Source organism: Bhargavaea beijingensis, from assembly GCF_900101985.1.
Taxonomy (GTDB): Bacteria; Bacillota; Bacilli; order Bacillales_A; family Planococcaceae; genus Bhargavaea; species Bhargavaea beijingensis.
Map to the genome: position 1 here is coordinate 15,076 of NZ_FNAR01000007.1, position 18,945 is coordinate 34,020.

Annotated in this window: 23 protein-coding genes; 16 read left to right on the forward strand and 7 right to left on the reverse strand. The window is 53.9% G+C overall.

The features are described from left to right. Positions 1-24: 24 nt before the first annotated feature. The 5 genes from ctaD (at position 25) to BLT01_RS06915 (ending at position 4,462) form a co-directional block, all read left to right on the forward strand. Complete coding sequence (gene ctaD, locus BLT01_RS06895) at positions 25-1,899, forward strand: cytochrome c oxidase subunit I (RefSeq protein WP_092096241.1); 1,875 nt, start codon at positions 25-27, stop codon at positions 1,897-1,899. Then, positions 1,899-2,525 (forward strand): cytochrome (ubi)quinol oxidase subunit III, encoded by a 627-nt coding sequence (locus tag BLT01_RS06900; protein WP_092096244.1) that lies wholly within the window; start codon positions 1,899-1,901, stop codon positions 2,523-2,525. The genes ctaD and BLT01_RS06900 overlap by 1 nt, the downstream gene beginning before the upstream one ends. Before the next feature lies 1 nt (position 2,526). Then, positions 2,527-2,859, forward strand: a complete 333-nt coding sequence (gene ctaF / locus BLT01_RS06905) for a cytochrome c oxidase subunit IVB (protein WP_092096247.1) — start codon at positions 2,527-2,529, stop codon at positions 2,857-2,859. A 182-nt stretch (positions 2,860-3,041) separates the two neighbouring features. Next, positions 3,042-3,968 carry a cytochrome c oxidase assembly factor CtaG gene (gene ctaG, locus BLT01_RS06910; protein ID WP_092096551.1) on the forward strand — a complete coding sequence of 309 codons (927 nt, stop codon included), beginning with the start codon at positions 3,042-3,044 and terminating at the stop codon, positions 3,966-3,968. Positions 3,969-4,000: 32 nt separating this feature from the next. Then, entirely contained in the window at positions 4,001-4,462 is a 462-nt protein-coding gene (locus tag BLT01_RS06915) for a DUF420 domain-containing protein (protein WP_092096250.1), read from the forward strand. Between the two features lie 138 nt (positions 4,463-4,600). Here the strand turns inward: BLT01_RS06915 and ytvI are convergent, their stop codons facing one another. After that, positions 4,601-5,659: a sporulation integral membrane protein YtvI gene (ytvI, locus tag BLT01_RS06920; RefSeq protein WP_092096253.1), complete on the reverse strand. Its 1,059-nt coding sequence runs from the start codon at positions 5,657-5,659 to the stop codon at positions 4,601-4,603. A gap of 130 nt (positions 5,660-5,789) precedes the next feature. Continuing rightward, a complete protein-coding gene (locus tag BLT01_RS06925) occupies positions 5,790-6,155 on the reverse strand; it encodes a YugN family protein (protein WP_092096256.1) in 366 nt (121 codons plus the stop codon). Positions 6,156-6,306: 151 nt separating this feature from the next. Here BLT01_RS06925 and BLT01_RS06930 point away from each other — a divergent pair, with 151 nt between their 5' ends. Continuing rightward, the gene (locus BLT01_RS06930; protein ID WP_176765074.1) at positions 6,307-7,368 is read left to right on the forward strand and encodes a CAP domain-containing protein; all 1,062 of its coding nucleotides are present in this window, start codon (positions 6,307-6,309) and stop codon (positions 7,366-7,368) included. A gap of 9 nt (positions 7,369-7,377) precedes the next feature. Here the strand turns inward: BLT01_RS06930 and BLT01_RS06935 are convergent, their stop codons facing one another. After that, on the reverse strand, positions 7,378-8,106 hold the full coding sequence (locus tag BLT01_RS06935; RefSeq protein ID WP_092096554.1) for an amino acid kinase family protein: 729 nt from the start codon (positions 8,104-8,106) through the stop codon (positions 7,378-7,380). Between the two features lie 114 nt (positions 8,107-8,220). On the opposite strand from BLT01_RS06935, the gene BLT01_RS06940 reads away from it, so the two are divergent. Together BLT01_RS06940 and BLT01_RS06945 are read left to right on the forward strand one after the other, a co-directional pair. Next, complete coding sequence (locus BLT01_RS06940) at positions 8,221-9,738, forward strand: UDP-N-acetylmuramoyl-L-alanyl-D-glutamate--2,6-diaminopimelate ligase (RefSeq protein WP_176765075.1); 1,518 nt, start codon at positions 8,221-8,223, stop codon at positions 9,736-9,738. A gap of 5 nt (positions 9,739-9,743) precedes the next feature. Further along, entirely contained in the window at positions 9,744-10,190 is a 447-nt protein-coding gene (locus BLT01_RS06945; RefSeq protein ID WP_092096556.1) for a YlbF family regulator, read from the forward strand. A 193-nt stretch (positions 10,191-10,383) separates the two neighbouring features. On the opposite strand, the gene BLT01_RS06950 is transcribed toward BLT01_RS06945, so the two are convergent. Next, positions 10,384-11,322: a glycerophosphodiester phosphodiesterase gene (locus BLT01_RS06950; protein WP_092096265.1), complete on the reverse strand. Its 939-nt coding sequence runs from the start codon at positions 11,320-11,322 to the stop codon at positions 10,384-10,386. A gap of 130 nt (positions 11,323-11,452) precedes the next feature. Between BLT01_RS06950 and BLT01_RS06955 the strand changes: the two genes are divergently transcribed. Further along, complete coding sequence (locus tag BLT01_RS06955; protein ID WP_092096560.1) at positions 11,453-11,725, forward strand: YlbG family protein; 273 nt, start codon at positions 11,453-11,455, stop codon at positions 11,723-11,725. Position 11,726: 1 nt separating this feature from the next. On the opposite strand, the gene BLT01_RS06960 is transcribed toward BLT01_RS06955, so the two are convergent. Beyond that, positions 11,727-12,110, reverse strand: coding sequence for a DUF7147 family protein (locus BLT01_RS06960; protein WP_092096267.1), 384 nt, complete (start codon positions 12,108-12,110; stop codon positions 11,727-11,729). Between BLT01_RS06960 and rsmD the strand changes: the two genes are divergently transcribed. Then, complete coding sequence (rsmD, locus tag BLT01_RS06965) at positions 12,101-12,760, forward strand: 16S rRNA (guanine(966)-N(2))-methyltransferase RsmD (RefSeq protein ID WP_312024139.1); 660 nt, start codon at positions 12,101-12,103, stop codon at positions 12,758-12,760. The two genes, BLT01_RS06960 and rsmD, sit on opposite strands and share 10 nt — an antisense overlap. Beyond that, complete coding sequence (gene coaD, locus BLT01_RS06970) at positions 12,753-13,250, forward strand: pantetheine-phosphate adenylyltransferase (protein ID WP_092096273.1); 498 nt, start codon at positions 12,753-12,755, stop codon at positions 13,248-13,250. Before rsmD ends, coaD begins: the two co-directional genes overlap by 8 nt. Before the next feature lie 60 nt (positions 13,251-13,310). Here coaD and BLT01_RS06975 read toward each other — a convergent pair whose 3' ends face one another. Continuing rightward, positions 13,311-14,204: a hypothetical protein gene (locus tag BLT01_RS06975; protein WP_092096276.1), complete on the reverse strand. Its 894-nt coding sequence runs from the start codon at positions 14,202-14,204 to the stop codon at positions 13,311-13,313. A 96-nt stretch (positions 14,205-14,300) separates the two neighbouring features. Here BLT01_RS06975 and BLT01_RS06980 point away from each other — a divergent pair, with 96 nt between their 5' ends. Continuing rightward, positions 14,301-15,353, forward strand: coding sequence for a SepM family pheromone-processing serine protease (locus tag BLT01_RS06980; protein ID WP_092096278.1), 1,053 nt, complete (start codon positions 14,301-14,303; stop codon positions 15,351-15,353). 3 nt (positions 15,354-15,356) lie between these two features. On the opposite strand, the gene BLT01_RS06985 is transcribed toward BLT01_RS06980, so the two are convergent. Further along, positions 15,357-16,565, reverse strand: coding sequence for a nucleotidyltransferase (locus tag BLT01_RS06985; RefSeq protein WP_245696889.1), 1,209 nt, complete (start codon positions 16,563-16,565; stop codon positions 15,357-15,359). A 157-nt stretch (positions 16,566-16,722) separates the two neighbouring features. On the opposite strand from BLT01_RS06985, the gene BLT01_RS06990 reads away from it, so the two are divergent. The 4 genes from BLT01_RS06990 (at position 16,723) to BLT01_RS07005 (ending at position 18,817) form a co-directional block, all read left to right on the forward strand. Continuing rightward, entirely contained in the window at positions 16,723-17,262 is a 540-nt protein-coding gene (locus tag BLT01_RS06990; protein WP_092096283.1) for a YceD family protein, read from the forward strand. Between the two features lie 21 nt (positions 17,263-17,283). Further along, on the forward strand, positions 17,284-17,457 hold the full coding sequence (gene rpmF / locus BLT01_RS06995) for a 50S ribosomal protein L32 (protein ID WP_092096286.1): 174 nt from the start codon (positions 17,284-17,286) through the stop codon (positions 17,455-17,457). Positions 17,458-17,616: 159 nt separating this feature from the next. Further along, positions 17,617-18,378 carry an enoyl-CoA hydratase/isomerase family protein gene (locus tag BLT01_RS07000; protein ID WP_092096289.1) on the forward strand — a complete coding sequence of 254 codons (762 nt, stop codon included), beginning with the start codon at positions 17,617-17,619 and terminating at the stop codon, positions 18,376-18,378. Between the two features lie 52 nt (positions 18,379-18,430). Continuing rightward, entirely contained in the window at positions 18,431-18,817 is a 387-nt protein-coding gene (locus BLT01_RS07005) for a transcriptional regulator (protein WP_092096292.1), read from the forward strand. The last annotated feature ends 128 nt before the right edge of the window (positions 18,818-18,945 follow it).

Below are 18,945 nucleotides of genomic sequence, written 5' to 3' on the forward strand. Positions count from 1 at the left end.
ACCGGTAAAGGAGGGTAACTAACAGTGACAACTGTTGCGAATTCAGTCGAACAAAAGAAAGGGTTCGGCGCGACACTGTGGGATTGGCTGACCACAGTAGACCACAAGAAGATCGGTATCCTTTACCTCATCGGCGGCGGGTTCTTCTTCGTCCTCGGCGGTATTGAAGCGCTTATGATCCGTTTGCAGCTTCTCATACCGAATAACGACTTCGTCAGTGCGGGCTTCTTTAACGAGCTGATTACGATGCACGGTACGACGATGATCTTCTTGGCAGCGATGCCGCTTTTGTTCGGATTTATGAACTTCATTATGCCGCTCCAGATCGGAGCGCGCGACGTTGCGTTTCCATTCATCAACTCCCTTGGTTTCTGGATGTTCTTTTTAGGGGGGCTGTTCCTTAACCTGAGCTGGTTCCTGGACGCAGCTCCAGATGCGGGCTGGACATCCTATGCATCCCTGTCAATCGCATCGCCAGGCCATGGGATCGACTTCTATGCAATCGGCCTTCAGATTGCCGGCGCGGGTACACTGATGGGGGGAATCAACTTCCTCATCACAATCATCAACATGCGTGCACCGGGTATGACTTACATGCGTATGCCGCTGTTTACGTGGACCACGTTCATCGCTTCGGCACTGATCCTGTTCGCGTTCCCGCCGCTGACAATCGGTCTGTTCTTCCTGACTTTCGACCGGATGTTTGGCGCGAACTTCTTTGACCATACTATGGGCGGAAACACGATCATCTGGGAGCATATCTTCTGGATCTTCGGTCACCCTGAGGTTTACATTCTTATTCTTCCGGCGTTCGGGATCTTCTCCGAGATTTTCTCGACATTCTCCCGGAAGCGTCTGTTCGGTTACTCGGCGATGGTTTTCGCGACTGTGCTCATCGGGTTCCTCGGCTTCATGGTTTGGGCCCACCACATGTTCACAGTCGGTCTCGGGCCGACAGCTAACGCGATCTTTGCCGTAGCGACAATGGCAATCGCGGTCCCTACGGGCGTCAAGATCTTTAACTGGCTCCTGACGATTTGGGGTGGAAGCATCAAGATCACGACTCCGATGCTTTACGCACTCGGCTTCATTCCGTCGTTCGTCATGGGTGGCGTCACCGGTGTCCAGCAGGGTGCTGCTCCGCTTGACTACCAGCTCCATGACTCGTACTTCATCGTTGCCCACTTCCACTACGTCATCGTCGGCGGTGTGGTGCTTGGTATTCTTGCAGCGACACACTACTGGTGGCCGAAAATGTTCGGTACGATGCTCAGCGAGAAACTTGGTAAAGTGACATTCTGGTTCTTCTTTATCGGCTTCCACATGACGTTCTTCCTGCAGCACTTCCTCGGTCTGATGGGGATGCCGCGTCGCGTATGGACCTTTATGGACGGCCAGGGCTGGAACCTCTTTAACGCAATCAGTACGGTCGGGGCAATCCTCATGGGTATCGCCACCATCGTCCTGATCATCAACATTATTATTACAACTGCAAAGAACGAACGTATCGGCAACGACCCGTGGGAAGATGGCCGCACACTTGAGTGGGCAATTCCTTCGCCGCCGCCGTTCTACAACTTCGCTCAGACTCCGCTTGTCCGCGGACTCGACACTTACTGGATCGAAAAGCAGGAAGGCCATAACGGCTACACTGCAGCTGAGCCTGTAACAGATATCCACATGCCGAACGGTTCGATCATTCCGTTCTTCATGACACTCGGACTCTTCATCGCCGGATTCGGTGCGATGTACCGAATCGAGCATAGTTGGGGACTTGCTGTCCTGATCTTCGGGCTTGCCTTCACATTCCTTATGATGGCAATCCGCTCGGTCAAGGATGACCTCGGGTTCTACGTAACGAAAGAACAGATCCGCCGCATGGAAAGGGGGCGTAACTGATGGATTTAAATACTAAGTTCACACCTCAGTCCTGGCCGGATCATCCCGAGACGGCTACGATGGAAGGCAAGAACAAGTTCGTCGGTTTCTGGCTCTTCCTCGGTGGAGAGACAATTTTGTTCGCCACGCTCTTTGCGACCTATCTCGCGCTGAAGAACTCGGTTCCTGACGGAAACGAGTTCCGGACCGAGACACTCTTTGAACTCCCGCTCGTCTTTGTCATGACAATGCTTCTTCTCACATCGTCCCTGACAAGTGTCTATGCGATGTACCACATGAAGAACTACAACTTCAAACAGATGCAGGTGTGGCTGGCCATCACCGGCTTCCTCGGCCTCGGCTTCCTTGCCCTTGAAGTATACGAGTTCAATCACTACATCCATCTTGGATTCACATACGGAAACAGTGCATTCAGCTCGGCATTCTACACGCTTGTCGGAACGCACGGTCTCCACGTTGCAGTCGGCCTTGTCTGGCTGACGCTCCTGATCCTGCGGAACGCGAAGCGCGGGCTTAACCTGTATAATGCTACAAAGTACTATACGTTTTCGCTTTACTGGCACTTCATCGACGTTGTTTGGGTGTTTATCTTCACGGTAGTCTACTTGATGGGAGTGGTCGGTTAATATGGCACACGATATCGAGATTATCGAAAAGACACCGGCTGAGTTTGCATACAAGAAGCGCCGTTCTGACCGGATGATGCGCAGCCAGCTGATGATGTTCGCGCTCATGATTTTCTTGACGCTCATCTCATTTGCTGCTGTTCAGGCAGGATTCTCCGCCTACTTTGTCGTCCCGGTCATCCTGCTCCTTGCGACTATTCAAGTCGGACTCCAGCTGTATTACTTCATGCACATGAGTGAAAAAGGCCACGGCCTGGTTGCATTCTTCATGTACGGCGGAATGCTCTTGGCATTCCTCACGGTTCTGGCATTTGTCACCATTATCTGGTGGTAATGCGGCAACATCCCTGAAGCAATTGTGCTTCAGGGATGTTTTTTTCGTTTTCCGATGGAGCATGCTGAAACAGGAACCCCTCTGTTGCAGTCCGATTAAGCAGGTGTCATAGTTCGTTCATTGATTCGACTATGCAACGGTCTTATAATGGAGGGAGACACTCAAAAGGAGCGATGGCAATGGTGCCAATTAGCATATTCGGTTTCAGGGCGCTCTGGAGCCCCTATTTTTTCTTGACGCTCGCCGTCCTGTTTCTGCTTTACCTCGCCATCACTGTAAAATGGCGTGACCGTTTTGAAGGAAGCGAGCCGCTCTCGCGCAAAGAATTGATTTACTTTTCTGCAGGGATGCTGCTCGTTTATGTCACCAAAGGATCACCGGTTGATCTTCTTGGTCATATTTTGTTCAGCATGCACATGGTTCAGATGGCGGTTCTCCTCCTGATTGCGGCGCCGTTCCTGATCAAAGGAATACCCGTATGGATCTGGAGAAAAGTGTTTTCGGTGCCTGTTCTTAAATTGGTTCTCCGCGTACTGACCAAACCGCTTATTGCCATTATCGTATTCAGCGGTATGTTCTCTGTGTACCATCTTCCGATGATTTTGGATACCATCAAGCTCAGCATTCCGCTCCATGCGATTTTCACGATTACCCTGTTCCTTTCGGCGCTCTTTATGTGGTGGCCGATTTTGAACAAAGAGGACTTCGCCCCAAAAATGAACCAGGGGCTGCATAAGATCGCTTACCTCATCGCCAGTGCTATCCTGATCACCCCGGCATGTGCCTTGATCATCTTCGTCGATACACCGGTTTATGAAACCTATCAGAGCGGTGAAGCATGGCTGCAGTCAATGGCACTTTGTGTTCCAGCCGGCACGCTGGGTGTTCTGGCCGGGGCCGGACTTTCCGGACCTGAGGTGTTCACATCGATGCCGATCTTGTACGATCAGCAGCTTGGCGGCGTAATTATGAAGATCCTCCAAGAAATCATCTATGGCGTCGTTCTCGGCCAGATTTTCCTGACCTGGTTCCGACATGAGCGGGATAACGCCGACGAACTTACACAAAAACAATTGCTGGAACGCAAGCGGCTTGCGATGTATAAATAAGCCGCAGCGAACCATAGGGGGAAACCAACAAGATGTCAGTGCCGATTCTACCGACAATCAGTACCTTTTTTATCGTCCTGAGCGCAATTCTCGTTGCCATCGGCTGGGTGCTCATTCTGAAGCGGAAAGTGGATGCGCATAAAAAAACCATGTTAGCAGCAGGTGTCTCAGCGCTTCTATTCTTTATCATCTATGTATCAAGAACGGTCTTCATCGGCAATACGTCGTTCGGCGGACCGGACCACCTGAAAATCTATTATACGATTTTCCTTGTGTTTCATATTATGCTGGCGACAACTGGAGCCGTGTTTGGCATCATTTCAATCTATACCGGTCTGAAGGACAAGCTGCCGAGGCACCGCAAGATTGGTCCTGTGACCAGCATCATCTGGTTTTTCACTGCCATCACAGGCGTCGCTGTCTACCTCCTTCTGTACATCCTCTATGAAGGCGGCGACACGACATCCATGATAAAGGCGATTTTCGGAAATTAAAAAAAGACCGCTTTGGGCGGCCGGCGGCAGACTATGCGAAATCAGCATGGTCTGCTGTTTTCCTGTTTTCGAGCTGCATCACTTCAATCTCAGGTTACATTCTTTTTGTCCGGTCCAAATTGGCTGGTCACCTCAAGGTCAGATCTTGAATTCCGCTTTGATGATTCCCGCTTCCCGTGCCGTCGTGAAGAGAATGACGATCAGGGGTCCGATGAACAGGCCGAGGAAGCCGAAAAGTTTTAGGCCGATAAACATCGAAATCAGTGTGGCAAGAGGGGAGAGGCCGATCTGCTCACCCATCACTTTCGGTTCCACGGTACGCCGGGTCACAAGCAGAATAGCCGCTAGAATAGCAAGCTTTGTTCCTTCTGCCACATCACCGACCGCAAACTGATAGATCGACCAGGGGCCAAGGATAATGATGGACCCGAGAATGGGAATCAGGTCGATGATCCAAATGACGATTGACATGAGGAGGGCATATTCGGGCTTGATGATCAGCAGACCAACAAACGAGGCTGCCAGTATAATCAGACTGACAAGGAACTGGGCCTTTATGAAGCCGAACACCGTGCGGTTTAGCCGGTCCATCATCAGCTTTACTTTTTTCGAGGTGCTGTCGTTCAGCCGGTTAAAGACGGTTTTTTTCAGGCCGGGAAGGTCAAGCATGAAGAGGAATAGGGCAATGGCGTAGAAAAGCAGGCTGACCAGGAAGTTCGGGATTCCGGTCAGGAGCCCGGTGATCACGTCATAGTTGACGAAGGCGAGAAGGAAATCCCTGGCCGATTCAATGACCTGGTTCATGCCGTTCTGGATAGACTCCACCACCTCTAGCGGCATGCCTTCCGTATAATTGAACAGTTTGTCCTGCATATCAATCCAGGCACCGGCCATCGCGTTGAAAGTCTCCGGAGCGGACTTCGTGAAGTCGATCAAGCGACCGGCAAGTTGGGTCACGGCGAAGTAGATGAGTAGGGCCAGCAAAAGCAAGAAAAAGATATAGACCGAGATTACGGTCATTTTCCTCTTCCATTTAAATCGGGTCATGGTCATCCTGACTAACGGCTCCAGAAGAATGGCCGTAATCAATGCAAATACAAGCGGCAGCGAAATCGGCAAGATGAAGAAAGTGATCAGGATGGCGATGACGGCGAGGAAGATGATAGTAAAGGTGCGGCGGTTCAGCCATTTTCCCATAAATGAGGTCTCTCCCAGATTGTTGATGAGTTAATTATAGCCAACAAAAAGAAATTTGAATAGAAGTGAAAGTCCGCGGTGAGGCGGAATGAAAACAAAAAGCCCCGCTTGGAAAAGCGGGGCTTGGCCGTCAGGCCTGCAATTCGTACGGTTTCAGATCTTCTTTGAGTGCAAGAAGGGTCTGGGTGCAGTTTTCAAGAAGATAGTCCGGGAAGTATTCATCTTCTCCGTATTCGACGCCGTGCGGGTAATAGTGCTTGCCGACTACCGGCTTCTTGAGATGAATCACTGCATCCCGTGCTCCGACGTCGCCGTCTGTCGTGTACCCGAAAACGCGGAGATAGTAAGTGCCTTCCTTGATGACGATTTTTTTGTCATAGCTCACCCGTTCGTAGTCCCATTGTTCAGCGCGGATAAGACCATGCTTGTTCATGATTTCATCAAGCAGTTGAAGATCGGCTGCAACGCCTTCAATGCCGGTGTTTTCAAAATACATATTCAGTACGCCTCCTTTGGTGCGGTCTGTCTGCATATCATACCCCATCTATGATAGAACAACGGGAAAACAGTTGCAATGGCAAGATTGTGTCCAAAGTCAGCGCCCTGTTATAATGGTCCCAATAAACAGAGATCGAGGAGTTTTTCGATTGAAATTCACACTCAGGCTAATTGCGGTCCTTGCCGCCATCACGGTGGTGATCCTTTTCACGACGCAAAATACAAAAGAGAATGATCCGCTGATTTCACCGGTGCCGAACACGGCTCTGCCGGGGGAGGGGGCTCCCCCGGCAGGCCAGGAAACGGTCAGCCGGCCGGAAACCGGCCTTTCGGTTCTGGTCGGTGAGACAACTGAAAAACTTACCGCGGATTTTGGCAGACCGGACCGGATTGAGCCATCCATGTATGGTTATGAGTGGTGGGTGTACAGCAGCCCGGCGGAGACGTATATGATGGCCGGTGTCCAGAACGGAACAGTCAATCAGGTGTATGCAGCCGGCACTGATTTGGATGTAAGCCCATTCAGCATCGGCTGGACCATGGAGGAAATTTACCGATCCACAATCATCGAACCCGAGGTGAGCGTGGAGATCGGAACCAATCGGTATCTGTTTTCCATGAATGGGGATGATTTGGAGGAGCGCCTATTGGTGGCCTATGAAGGCGTATATGCCCAGGTTTACGCTGACCGGGAAAAGGGGGAGGTCATGGCGGTACGATTCCTGGCCCCCAGGGTGCTTGTCCTGCATCAGCCGTATGAAATGACGTACGAAGGGCATCTGATCGCGACGGAGCCGCTGTCATCGGCCGTACAGATTGCGGCAGACCGGGCTGCCGAGCAACAGGTCATGGAACTGACGAATGTTTTCCGTCAGCGGCACGAACTGCAGCCGCTGCAGGCGGATGGCAGCGCAACGGTCATTGCCCGCGAGCGTGCGGCTGACGCTGCGAGGGGCAGCCGTTCAGAAGAAAGTGCCGGGCCTCTATCTGAGCCGCTGAAATTGGCCGGCATCGACTACAGTGAGGCGGGAGAAAATATCGCGGCAGACTACGTGGATGCCGCGGCAACCGTCCACGGGTGGGTGAATTCCGCCGAGCACCGTGAACTGATCTTCAATAGAAAATACAACCGGCAGGCGGCCGGAGTATCCAATAAAGTGTATTCGCACCTTTTCCTTAACCGGAAGGAACCAGCCGGCTCATCTGATTGAGGCGGCCGGTCATCCGGTAACGAATGTTCCGGGACTTTGTTCGGAAAAGCTGCGGATATGGAGCGGTACGGATGCCATCGCGGCATACAGTGCCGCTTTTTTTTGGATAATGGGCCGCTTTGTCTCGAGCAGCGGAAGCAGCTCCGCGTGGGTAAGAGATCTGAACAATTGCGCATCCGGCTTTACGGAAGGATCCGTTTCCATTACGCCGGGTACGTCCTTGAAAAATTCAACGATTTCAGCACCCAGCATATCGCCCAGGACCACTGCGGTCAGGTCACTGCCGCCACGACCTGTCGTCCGGATCCGCCCGTCGCGTCCTGTCCCTTGGAAACCGGGTACGACGGCGACATTGCAGTCACCCCAGATACGGAAAAAGGGCTCCAGCTCCATTTCCAGGTCGGCACTGCCAAATGGTCCTTCGGTCAGGATACCCGAACGGCTGCCATAGATCAGCTCGTTTTCTATACCTGCTTGTTCAAGCTCGGCGGACATGATCGCCGAAGCTAAAAGCTCTCCGCAACCGGCAGCGACATCTTGGGCATGAGGCGAGATCCCGATTGCTTCACTGATGGACAGCAGGCTGTCCGTTGAATAGGGATCTCCTGCCCTTCCCATGGCGGATACGACGATGACAACCTTCCCGTGTTCCCTGACCGCCCTTCTGATATGGCGGATACATGCTTTTCTGGAGCGGCTATCCCTCATGGCGACCCCTCCAAATTTCTGGATGATCATCGAACTACGCCACCATCTTTCTTCGTGTCATTCAACCACCGTCCTACATACGATGGAGGGTACTCCAACATAATGTATTCGCTCAGAACAAAAATGTTCGGGAAGGGGTCAGGCATGATCGAATTATGCGAGCTGCTGAAAAACTGGCCGTGCACGGCAAAGGGCGGGGACTTCCGGGCACTTGTCAGCGGCGTGACGGATCATTCGGCCGAAGTCATTCCCGGTTCGGTATTCGTAGCCCGAAAAGGTCGTTCGGCGAGCGGGCTGGATCATATCCAGGAAGCCCTTCACAACGGGGCGGTAGCGATTGTCACAGATATCTCCCGTCCTCCTGGGATTCCGCAGGGCGTGACGTCGATTTCCGTACCGGATGCAGCCGATTTTCTGGCGTATGCCTGCTCGGCTTTCTATGGCCATCCATCCAGGGAACTGACGGTATTTGCGGTTACCGGGACAAATGGGAAAACCACCACCACCCGGTTTATCGGCCAGTTGCTGAAGGCAGGCGGGATACGGTCGGCCGTTATCGGGACACTCGGCGTTTGGATAGATGGAAGAAAAGCTCCGCTTCAGACCCCGCCTATGACGACCCTGCCGCCCGCGCATCTGCACCGGGTGCTCAGGTACTGTGCGGACGAAGGGGTCACGCATATCGCCATGGAGGCATCTTCACTCGGATTATCGGGCAAGCGTCTTGACCATTGCAGCATCGACTACGGAATCTTCCTTAATATTGGAACGGATCACCACGCCGAACACGGAGGGGAAGAAGCGTATCTTAGCGCCAAGGGCAGATTGTCAGAACTTGCCGGAAAAATCATTTTGAATGCAGATGATGCTTCAGTTTTGAGCATTACCCGAGGCACTCGTCCTGTAATGACTTTCGGGGAGCGGCCCGGTGGCGACACACACCTGAGAATCTCGGATGACGGAAAAGGAGACTGGATGCTTGCGGCCGGCAAGGCGCACACGGTCATCGCCGCACCGGTGGAGGGCAGGCATAATCGCCTGAATGCGGCCGCCGCCTTTGCATCGCTCATGGCTGCCGGATTCGGTCTGGCTGATTTTCGAAGAAATGCATCCTGTCTCTCCCTGCCCGAGGGCAGGATGCAGGAGTCGGAAGGGGCGGGCATCCGGGTGTTTGTTGACTATGCGCATACACCGGACGCTCTTGAAGCGGTGCTCGGCGCACTTTCCTCGTTGTGTACGGGCCGGCTTATTACGGTCTTCGGGTGCGGCGGGGATCGGGATAGGGAAAAGCGTCCAAAGATGGGGAGCGTTGCCGGGGAGTATTCGGATTCGGTCTGGGTGACTTCCGATAACCCAAGAAGCGAGGAGCCGACTCAGATCATCTCGGACATCATGGAAGGGCTGGCGGGTACATCAGCCATCGTACGTACAGAGACGGACAGGGAGCGTGCCATCCGCGGCGCCATTTATGAAGCGGAAGCAGGGGATTTCGTGCTCATCGCGGGTAAGGGACATGAGGAAATCCAGATTTCCAAATCTTCTTCAAGGCCTTTTTCCGACTACCGGACGGCGCTCCGGTTTCTTGGAGAACGGGCGGCGGATGGAGACACCAGAGTGCAATCGGCCGACAGATTCTGGTATGATGGGAGTGGAATGGAGTGATGCCCATGATGATGACCGACGAATGGCTCCGAGTCATCGAGGAATCTGAACAGCTCAGCCGATTGATCGTCTCCTCCGAAGCGGCGGAGGCTTACCGGCTTGCACATATTCGCGTTTATTCCGATTCCGGCCTTGTGCAGGAGATCGCGGAGTTCGCAAAACTCAAGGAACAGTATGAAGAGGTTCAGCGGTTCGGCCGCTATCACCCCGACTACAGCACCGTCATGAGGGAAATCCGGACGAAAAAACGGGAGCTCGACCTGAATGACAAAGTGGCCGCGCTCAAAGTGGCCGAGAACGATCTCCAGGACCTTCTCGACGAAGTGAGCCTGCTGATCGGAAAGACCGTTTCCGAATCCGTCAAAGTCCCTGTAAGCAACCCCTTCTTCGAAACCGGCTCCGCCTGCGGAGGCAGCTGCGGAACCGGCGGTGGCTGCTCCTGCAGTGCCTGAATACAGAAAAAGGAGATGCCGTCTTGGATCTGAGACTGTAGACAAAGTGTGTATGACTACTTTGTCTGCAGTTTTTTCTTTTCCGCTAACGCCGGGGCCGGGGATTTCAGGGAAAATGAAAACTGCAGACAATGCTGTCTGCAGTCAGTGGAGATCCGATTGGGTATTATTGCCCGTCAATCCCGGAATACTTCTACACCAAGTCTTCCGGTGAGTCCCGTACTTCATTTTCCGGTCCGCCTGCAAGTCCTGCGGCAAGGTCCGGGCGATCCGTGACGATGCCCTTGGCTCCGGCCGCGATCAGCCGTTCCATGGTCGGGCGGTCGTTGATCGTCCAATAATGGACAGGGATGTTGAGCCGCCCGAGAAAACGGACGAATGGCGGAAGGTCGAGCGGAAAGATGCCGGACCGCACCGGAATCTGAAACACATCGGCCCTCGGCTGGTACAAATGCCCGAAACCGCTCGCAAACGCGAGATAAGCGCGCCTGACTTCCTGTTCGCCGGCCCCGAGGGCAATTTGGTTTCTGGCATACAGATTGAACCGGTCGATTTGGCTGTCATGGAAACTGGTGACGACCACCCTGTGCCGCGCATCCGTTTCTTCAATCACCCGCCAGAGCTTTGAAGGAAGCAAGCCTCCCTCGTATGTATCAGGCGCGTCTTTCATGTCGATATTGATCAGCAAATGGGGGAAGTCTTCAAGGAGTCTCCGGAGGGAGACGGCCCCGCCGGCCTTACCCCTGAATGGGTAGGAACCGTCTTCGCCCGCATGGCGGAAACCGAAATCCGCATCCTCCAGCTCTGCCAGCGTATAGTCACCCGGACGGCCGTCCAGATTGGTTGTCCGCTCGAGCGTCTCATCATGGAAGACGATCACTTCCTCATCTTTTGTGAGGTGGACATCGATTTCAAACCCGTGAGCACCCAGACCGGCTGCCCGCTCAAAGGCGGGCATCGTATTTTCAGGTGCCAGTCCGGCTCCGCCCCGGTGAGCGAGAATGATCGGTACATCATAATCAAGGGCAGGGACGGATGTCCGGCCCTCAGGCTTCGAGAAAATTTTTGAACCTGCCCATGCGGCAGCTCCGGCCGCTGCAACCGTAAGGGCAACTTTTCTTTTCTTCGTCATGCTGATCCCTCCCTTTATCCGTGAAAACTATGTTCAGTATAAAAGAAACCGGTTGTCATGTCATTTTCCGTCCGGTTGCCGTGTTTTTCCGGCTTATGGTATTCTGTATGGTAGGAAAGTAGGGATGATCATGATTGAACGGCGCGGAATCGTCGTCCATCTTCACCACCTGAAACAGGTGAAGGCGCTCAGGAAGTATGGGCATGTCCAATATATTTCCAAGAGAATGAAGTATGCCGTAATTTACTGCGATCTCGACGATGCTGAAGAAACGGCAAAAAAACTAGATAAGCTCCAGTATGTCCGTTCGGTTCAGCTCTCGATGAAGCCGTTTATCAAAACAGAATTCGAGAACGCGAAGCCCGACAAGGCGAAGGAGTATGACTACAAGGGCGGACTTTGATTTACCGGAGCGGCGGAATCAGGTGATTGAGCCGAAGGATGCCGGTGATGTGCCGGTAGTACTGATCCCGATCGGAATAGTCTTTGGAAGGTCGCACTTCCACTGGGATTGGCGTGGCGCCGGCTTGTGTTGCGGCTTCCCTGAAGCGGGTGACACGTGCACTTTCTTTGCCGCTGCCCCGGATACCTTCCCGGCAGATGTAAATCGGCATGAAGTTCCCCTCTCCAGCGGGATCAAAAGCCGCGGCCAAAGACAGGACGCCGCTTTCCCCTGTCGTGAAGATGAAAGCGCGATGAAGACGGCCGGAATTTGTGCGGATCAGCTCGCACAATTCGAATACATCACCGAGCCCTTCGCCCAATTCGATAAAGCGTTGTGTATTCATGCGGCTCCTCCTTTCTCTGCTCATCCTATCATACCGGCAGGGCGGGGAATAGCGCAAAACAGGAAGGTGAAAAGATGAGAATCATTTCCGGAGAACGAAGGGGCCTGCAGTTGAAATCGGCATCCGGGACGGACACGAGACCGACATCGGATAAGGTCAAGGAATCCGTGTTCAATATAATCGGTCCATACTTTGATGGCGGCCGGGTGCTGGACCTGTTCGCTGGAAGCGGTGGTCTGGCACTTGAGGCACTCAGCCGGGGAATGGATCATGCGGTCATGGTCGAGAAGGACCGTCGGGCACAGGCGGCGATCATTGAGAATATTGGCAAGTGCCGGTATGATGACAGGGTGGATCTGATGCGCGCGGATGCCCGGCAGGCTGTCCGCCGGATCATTTCCAAAGAAGAGCCATTTGATATGGTCTTCCTTGACCCGCCCTATGCGCGGGATACATATTACAAGCTGGCCGGGGAACTGGCGGGGGCAGGACTGATCAGCAGAGGGGGCACCATTGTCTGCGAACATGACCGGTCGGTGACTTTGCCGGACAGCTTCGGGGTGTTCGGAAAAGATAAAGAATCTGTTTATGGCGGCACGGTAATTTCTATTTATCGGCAAGCTGCCGGCGAGGGGGAGACAAATGGGTAAAATGGGGGTAGTGCCCGGGAGCTTCGATCCGGTGACCAATGGCCATCTGGACATTATCAGGCGCGCGTCGCGTGTATTCGGAGAAATCCGGGTGTGTGTGCTGAACAACTCATCCAAAAATCCGCTGTTCACGGTGGAAGAGCGGATCGAGCTCATCCGCAGGGCGACTGCGGACATCGATAATGTAAAAGTCGAGTCGTATTCCGGACTGCTGGTCGATTACGCAAAAGGGGTCGGCGCAACTGCGATTGTCCGGGGCCTTCGGGCGATTTCCGACTTCGAATACGAAATGCAGATCACTTCGATGAACCGGGTGCTTGAAGAAGAAATCGAGACCTTTTTCATGATGACGAATAACCAGTATTCATTTCTCAGTTCCAGTATCGTCAAGGAAGTGGCCAAATACGGGGCGGATACCTCGGAACTTGTTCCGCCGGTTGTCGAACAGGCACTCAGGGAAAAATACAATATCAAGGAAATCCGGCAATGACGGTGCATTGCCAAAAAGCGTCCGCGAAGGCCAACTGCCTTTCCCGGGCGCTTTTTCCGGTCAGGTCCAGAAAGATAGGAGCAGCATGAACACTGGTGGCACGATGATCATGTGTGCCAGGCGTGCTGCCGCATACCAGCGCATCGGGATGCCGGCCCCGCGGGCGATGACTGAGACTTGAAGGTGGATGCTGAGGCCGTTCATGGATAGGATGAGTGCAGTCAGCGCCGCATGAAGATCCATCCCGGAAAACAGGTCGTATGCCGTCTGAAGTCCTGCAGTCATTTCAAACAGCGGAAAGACCGCCATTCCTGCCGTCTGTGCATCCATTGGGCTGAGCCTGGACAGCAGATCCGCCGCCACGGTTCCGACGGCGGAAAAAAAGACGACAGTTGTCGCCACAAGGACAATGGTCTGGGAACTGTCCTTCAGGCTTTCGGTGAGTGGGGAGCCGGCTTTCCTTTTTGGGGTGACTGAAGAAACCGGCGGACATGTCGGCTGAATGGCCGAGCGGATGGAGAGAATCAGGAGAAAAACAAGGTTAAGCCCATGGATGACGGCCATGAGCAGCCACCCGACCGAAGCGCTCCCGAACAGTTCATTGCCGACATAGCCGATCAGCAACATGGAACTCGGGGCATGGCAGATTGCAATCAGCAAAGCGCCTTCCCGCTTCGTCAGCCGCCCGTCCCTGACTTGATGGGATACGGAAACCGCCCCGACGGGGAAGCCGCCGAACGCTCCCAGCAGGTAAGTTTTCCAGTAGGTGCCTGTCCGTCTTTTCGGCTCTTTTCCGGGCAGGCGGAGCAGCCATTGAGTCAGGATCAGATAAGGAAGCAGATAGGGAAGCAGCGCTTCCGTAAACAGTTCAATGCCGAATACTGCCCCCTCCCGGGCAAGTCCCGGCTGGAGGAGAAACAGTACGATGAGGCACCAGATGATGACGGTATACACGAAAATAATCGACTCCCTCGTTTTTGAATGCGCCCATCGCCGGTGCTACACTATGTATATGCCGGCATGAACGGGGCTATTTTGGAGGGATCGGTTTTGAATAATGTAAAAAGGATTGCGCTTACGGCTGTGCTGCTGATTTTTGCGGCAGCAGCGCTCCTACCGCTGGACATGTATATCCAAAAGCCGGGCGGCGCGTATGAGCTGGCGCCTCTCGTGGAAGTAAAAGGCGGCGATCCGGATGATGAAGGCTCCTTGAGTCTGATGACAATCGCCCTCTCAAAGGCGACCCCGCTCACTTATGCGGTTTCCAGTTTGATGGACAGCCGTAAAATCATGAAAGCCGGACAGGTCCGCAGGGACGGAGAGACCGAGGAGGAATATAATCTCCGTCAAATGCAACTGATGGAAGATTCCCAGATCAATGCCATCTTCGTGGCCTATAACCGTGCAGGGAAGCCCGTCACGCTGGAGACCGAAGGAGTGCTCGTTATGGATGTGGTGGAAGGAAGTGCGGCAGACGGCATCCTGGAGGCGGGCGACCTGATCACCGGAATCGGGGAACAACCGGTCGATTCGGCGGAAGCCTTTGCAGATACTGTCGCCTCACTGCCCGAAGGTGACACGGTTAACCTGAAAGTGGTCCGGGATGAAGAAGAGATTTCTAAAGAAATTTCCCCCGGCATCATTCCGGGTGCAGGGGGAAGGAAAGGGCTCGGCGTGAGTTATGCCGCCAAGCGGATGATTGAGACCGATCCGGAAGTTGAGATTGAGACGGAGGAGATTGGAGGCCCTTCCGCAGGGCTCATGTTCACACTTGAGATCATGAATCAGCTGTTGGATGAGGATCTAACCAGAGGTTACCGGGTCGCCGGTACAGGAGAGATCAATGAAGACGGCACGGTCGGCCGGATCGGCGGCATCGACTTCAAGGTGATGGCTGCCGACCGGGAGGGGATTGAAATTTTCTTTGCACCGGATGATGAAATCACTGCCGAGATGAAAAAAAGCATTCCCGGAATCCGGTCGAATTACGAGATTGCTGCAGATACGGCTGAAAAAATCGGCACGGATATGAAAATCGTGCCGGTAAAGACGATTGATGATGCCCTTGATTATCTGGAGGAGCTGGATACGGATCCTGACTGACGCTTAATCGGCGATGATTGGCGGTGTGCGGAAGTCCTTTCCGGGCCTGTCCCCGGTGCCGATTGCATACAGATCCGATGCCCGGATATCCGCCTTTAGCATCGGGTCATCCGTTGAGGCAGCCCGGGAAAGCAGCGGAAGCCCGAATCGGTCCTTGTTTTGGTTCAGATACGTGCGGCCGGCCGCAGTCATCCCAAGAAGCCTGAGATACCGGGGATGACTGAGCCGGCTGAACTCGTTTTTGTCCATCCCGCACAGAATATGGGTTAAGATTCTTTGGATTCGAGTCCATGTGTACCGCTTCGTTTTGACAGCCCCCATGAATTCCGTGTATGAAGAAGCTTCATGTGCAGCTCGGGCAATCCGGTATTCAAGCCCTTCGGTCATTTCCGCAACTTCCTTAAGCCGTGAGGCGCCGTCACGGATGATAAGAGGGCGGAGGATGGGCCAGAAGCGGTCCCAGCCGCCGAATCCGCCATGCGCCTTCCTGAACCGCTCCAGGGCGTCTGCGGTGTGATCCGGAATGGCGTGCAGAACATCACTGGTGAGTCCTTCCGCCATGACCGCTTTCCTGATGGCCGTCGCGCTCATGATTCCGCTGTCCGGATCGGCCCCGAGTTCATGATAGCCGGTTCCTGTCCTTTCAATGGTAAAAGCGGCCATTTCCGGGGTGATCGAGCTGGCGGCCTTCATGTAATGGAAGCCGAGAATATTGTTCGGCTTCGTGAGGTCTGCAAGCGGGCCGGCGTCCGCCGAAACATCTGCAATGGACCGATAAGCCCTGCTTAAGGCCGCCGGATAGCTGATTCCTGTCTTCACGATCCTGCGCACTTCCGCATCGTAGCCGGACTCCTCTTCTTGCAGCAGGCGCAATGTATTTCGGAAGGGTTCGACGGACCCGTCTTCCGACCCGAAGCAGAACATCCCGCAGCGGGCTGCCGCCAAAATGCCGATCGCGCCTTCGGCAAATTCGGACGCCTGTGCCACGGCGAACCGGTACGGAAGCTCAAACACAATATCGGCTCCCGAGCACAGTGCCAGTTCGGTTCTCATCCACTTGTCGATAAAAGCCGGCTCGCCCCGCTGAAGGAAATTGCCGCTCATGACGGCAATGACGACATCGGCTCCCGTAAGCCGCCGGGTCTCCTTCAGGTGGTGGACATGCCCGTTATGCAGCGGGTTGTATTCGACGACGACGCCTGCGGCTTTCATCACGCTCACTCCTCTGATACAATCGGATTAACGACATTATAGCGTGGCCCGGATGAAAAATACAGGCGGCAACGGCATCCGAGGGTGACAAGAAATAATCTTGACATCACGATTTGGACATACTATAATCAATTCTGTTGTCTTGAGGTGATTCCTGATGAAATGGACCATCCGGCAATTAAATCAATTCCGGCAGGATTCCATGCCGGTGGACGGCACCGCTGACCTTTCCGGTGTCCTGAAGCGCGACCCGGAAATCCGGGCAATCGGACCGGTCCGTGTGACGGGCACCTGCTCCGTCGGCAACGGCCAGATGACCTGCCGCTTCAGGCTGGAGGGAACGATGACGCTCCCCGAGGCCAGAACCTGGGAAGATATCGAATACCCGTTTGAAATCGTGACGGATGAACAATTTGTCTGGGAAGGCTATGCCGACCCGGACGACGATGCCGTTCACGAGGTGACGGGGGAAGTGGTGGATCCGACGCCGGTCTTCGAAGAGCTGGTCCTGCTCGAAGTCCCGATTCAGGTAATCGGGGAGGAAGCGGCACCTTCACGGGAAGGAAAAGGATGGGCCTTTTCATCCGAAGAGGAATTCGCCGCCAAGCGTGAAGAAGAAAAGCCGAAAGTGGATCCCAGACTTGCCGGGCTGGCCAAGTTTTTCGATCAGCAGGGCAAGGATTCAAAGGACGAATAGAACCGTAAGGAGGTGCCCCGCATGGCAGTACCTAAGAGAAGAACTTCCAAAACTGCAAAGCGCCAACGCCGCACACACTTCAAGCTCCAAGTGCCAGGCATGGTCGCTTGCGATAACTGCGGCGAGATGAAACTCGCTCACCGTGTTTGCAAAAATTGCGGTGAATACAAAGGTAAACAAGTCATCTCCGAGTAATCAGAGACGAACGCGGCCGGAATCCGATTCCGGTCTTTTTTTGTGCAATAACCTTTGTACGTACCGGACGGAAATATGCTTGCTCGGCAAAAAGATCTCCAACAAGGTTTCACAGAATGGTAGGGTTAAGAAAGCATGCAATTGAAGGAGGACTCGGGAATGGTTTACCGGTTTGAGAAAAGGGGAAGCGGAGCGGTATTTACGATCGACCGTCCCGAAAAGCGAAACGCGATCAACGAAGAAGTGATGGACGGCCTGTCTGCGGCGGTGGAAGCCGTCAAGGAAGACGAATCCCTCCGATACTTCGCTGTCACTGGAGAGGGACAGTCGGCATTCTGCTCGGGAGGGGACCTTTCTGAATTCCATAAGCTTCGCACAGAAGAAGAAGCCGCCCCGATGCTCGGCAAGATGGCGGACATTCTGCTCCGGATGTCTTTGTTGCCTGTTCCGGTCATTGCGCTGATCGATGGCCATGCCGTCGGAGGCGGCTGTGAGATAGCCACCGCCTGCGATTTCAGGCTCGTCCGCGAAGGCGTGAAATGCGGATTTATCCAGGGGACACTTGCCATCACGACCGGATGGGGCGGGGCATCTCACCTGCTGACCAAGTCAGGAAGACAGGATACGGCTCTCAGGATGCTGACGGAAGCCAGGCCGATGGAAGCCCGGGAACTGCTTGAATCCGGCTGGGCGACCGTGCTGTTCCCCGGAGACAAATTCGAAGCGCTCGACCGCTTCGTTGAGCCGATGGAGCGCGTACACCCATCGGTTCACCGGGCCTATAAGCAGGCGGCTGTCCGCAGGCTTCTGTCCGCAGGCCTTTCCGGGCAAGTCCGGGAAGAGGTCGCGGCTTGTGCCAGGCTGTGGGAAGCTGACGTCCACCATGAGGCGGTTGACCGTTTCCTCAACAAGAAAAAATGAAGTCTATTTTTTCTCTCCACCGCATATAGTTTCCCAAACGGGGGTGGTAGAGGTGAAGGAAAATACAAGGAAAGATCGCTGGACACCGGAGGATGACCGCATTCTCACAGACACGGTGATCGAAGCGGTGAAAAATGGCGGGACCCAGCTGGGTGCATTTGCCGATGCGGCTGAGAAACTTGGACGGACCAAGCAGGCATGCGGATTCAGATGGAACAAGACCCTCCGGAAAATCCATTCGGCCGAGCTTGAGGCCGCGCAGAAAAAGCCCGAGCATCATCTGAAGTCCCACCTGAAACAGGCGATGAGCGGATTCGATGAATTATCCGAGTCCTACATGCGATTGAAAAAAGAGCATGAAGCGCTTGCCCGCGAGCATCACAAGCTTCTGGCATGGCTTTCCAAAGGAGTCACATTCATCGAGAAACAGGATAGTTGAACGCAGGACCGCCAACCGGTTCTGCTTTTCTTTTTGCAAGTTTTTCTAGTTAGACTTGAAAACGGTTTCAGTTTTCATATAGACTGATAATGAAGGGGTTTAAAATAATTCGTCAATTCATTAGGGGG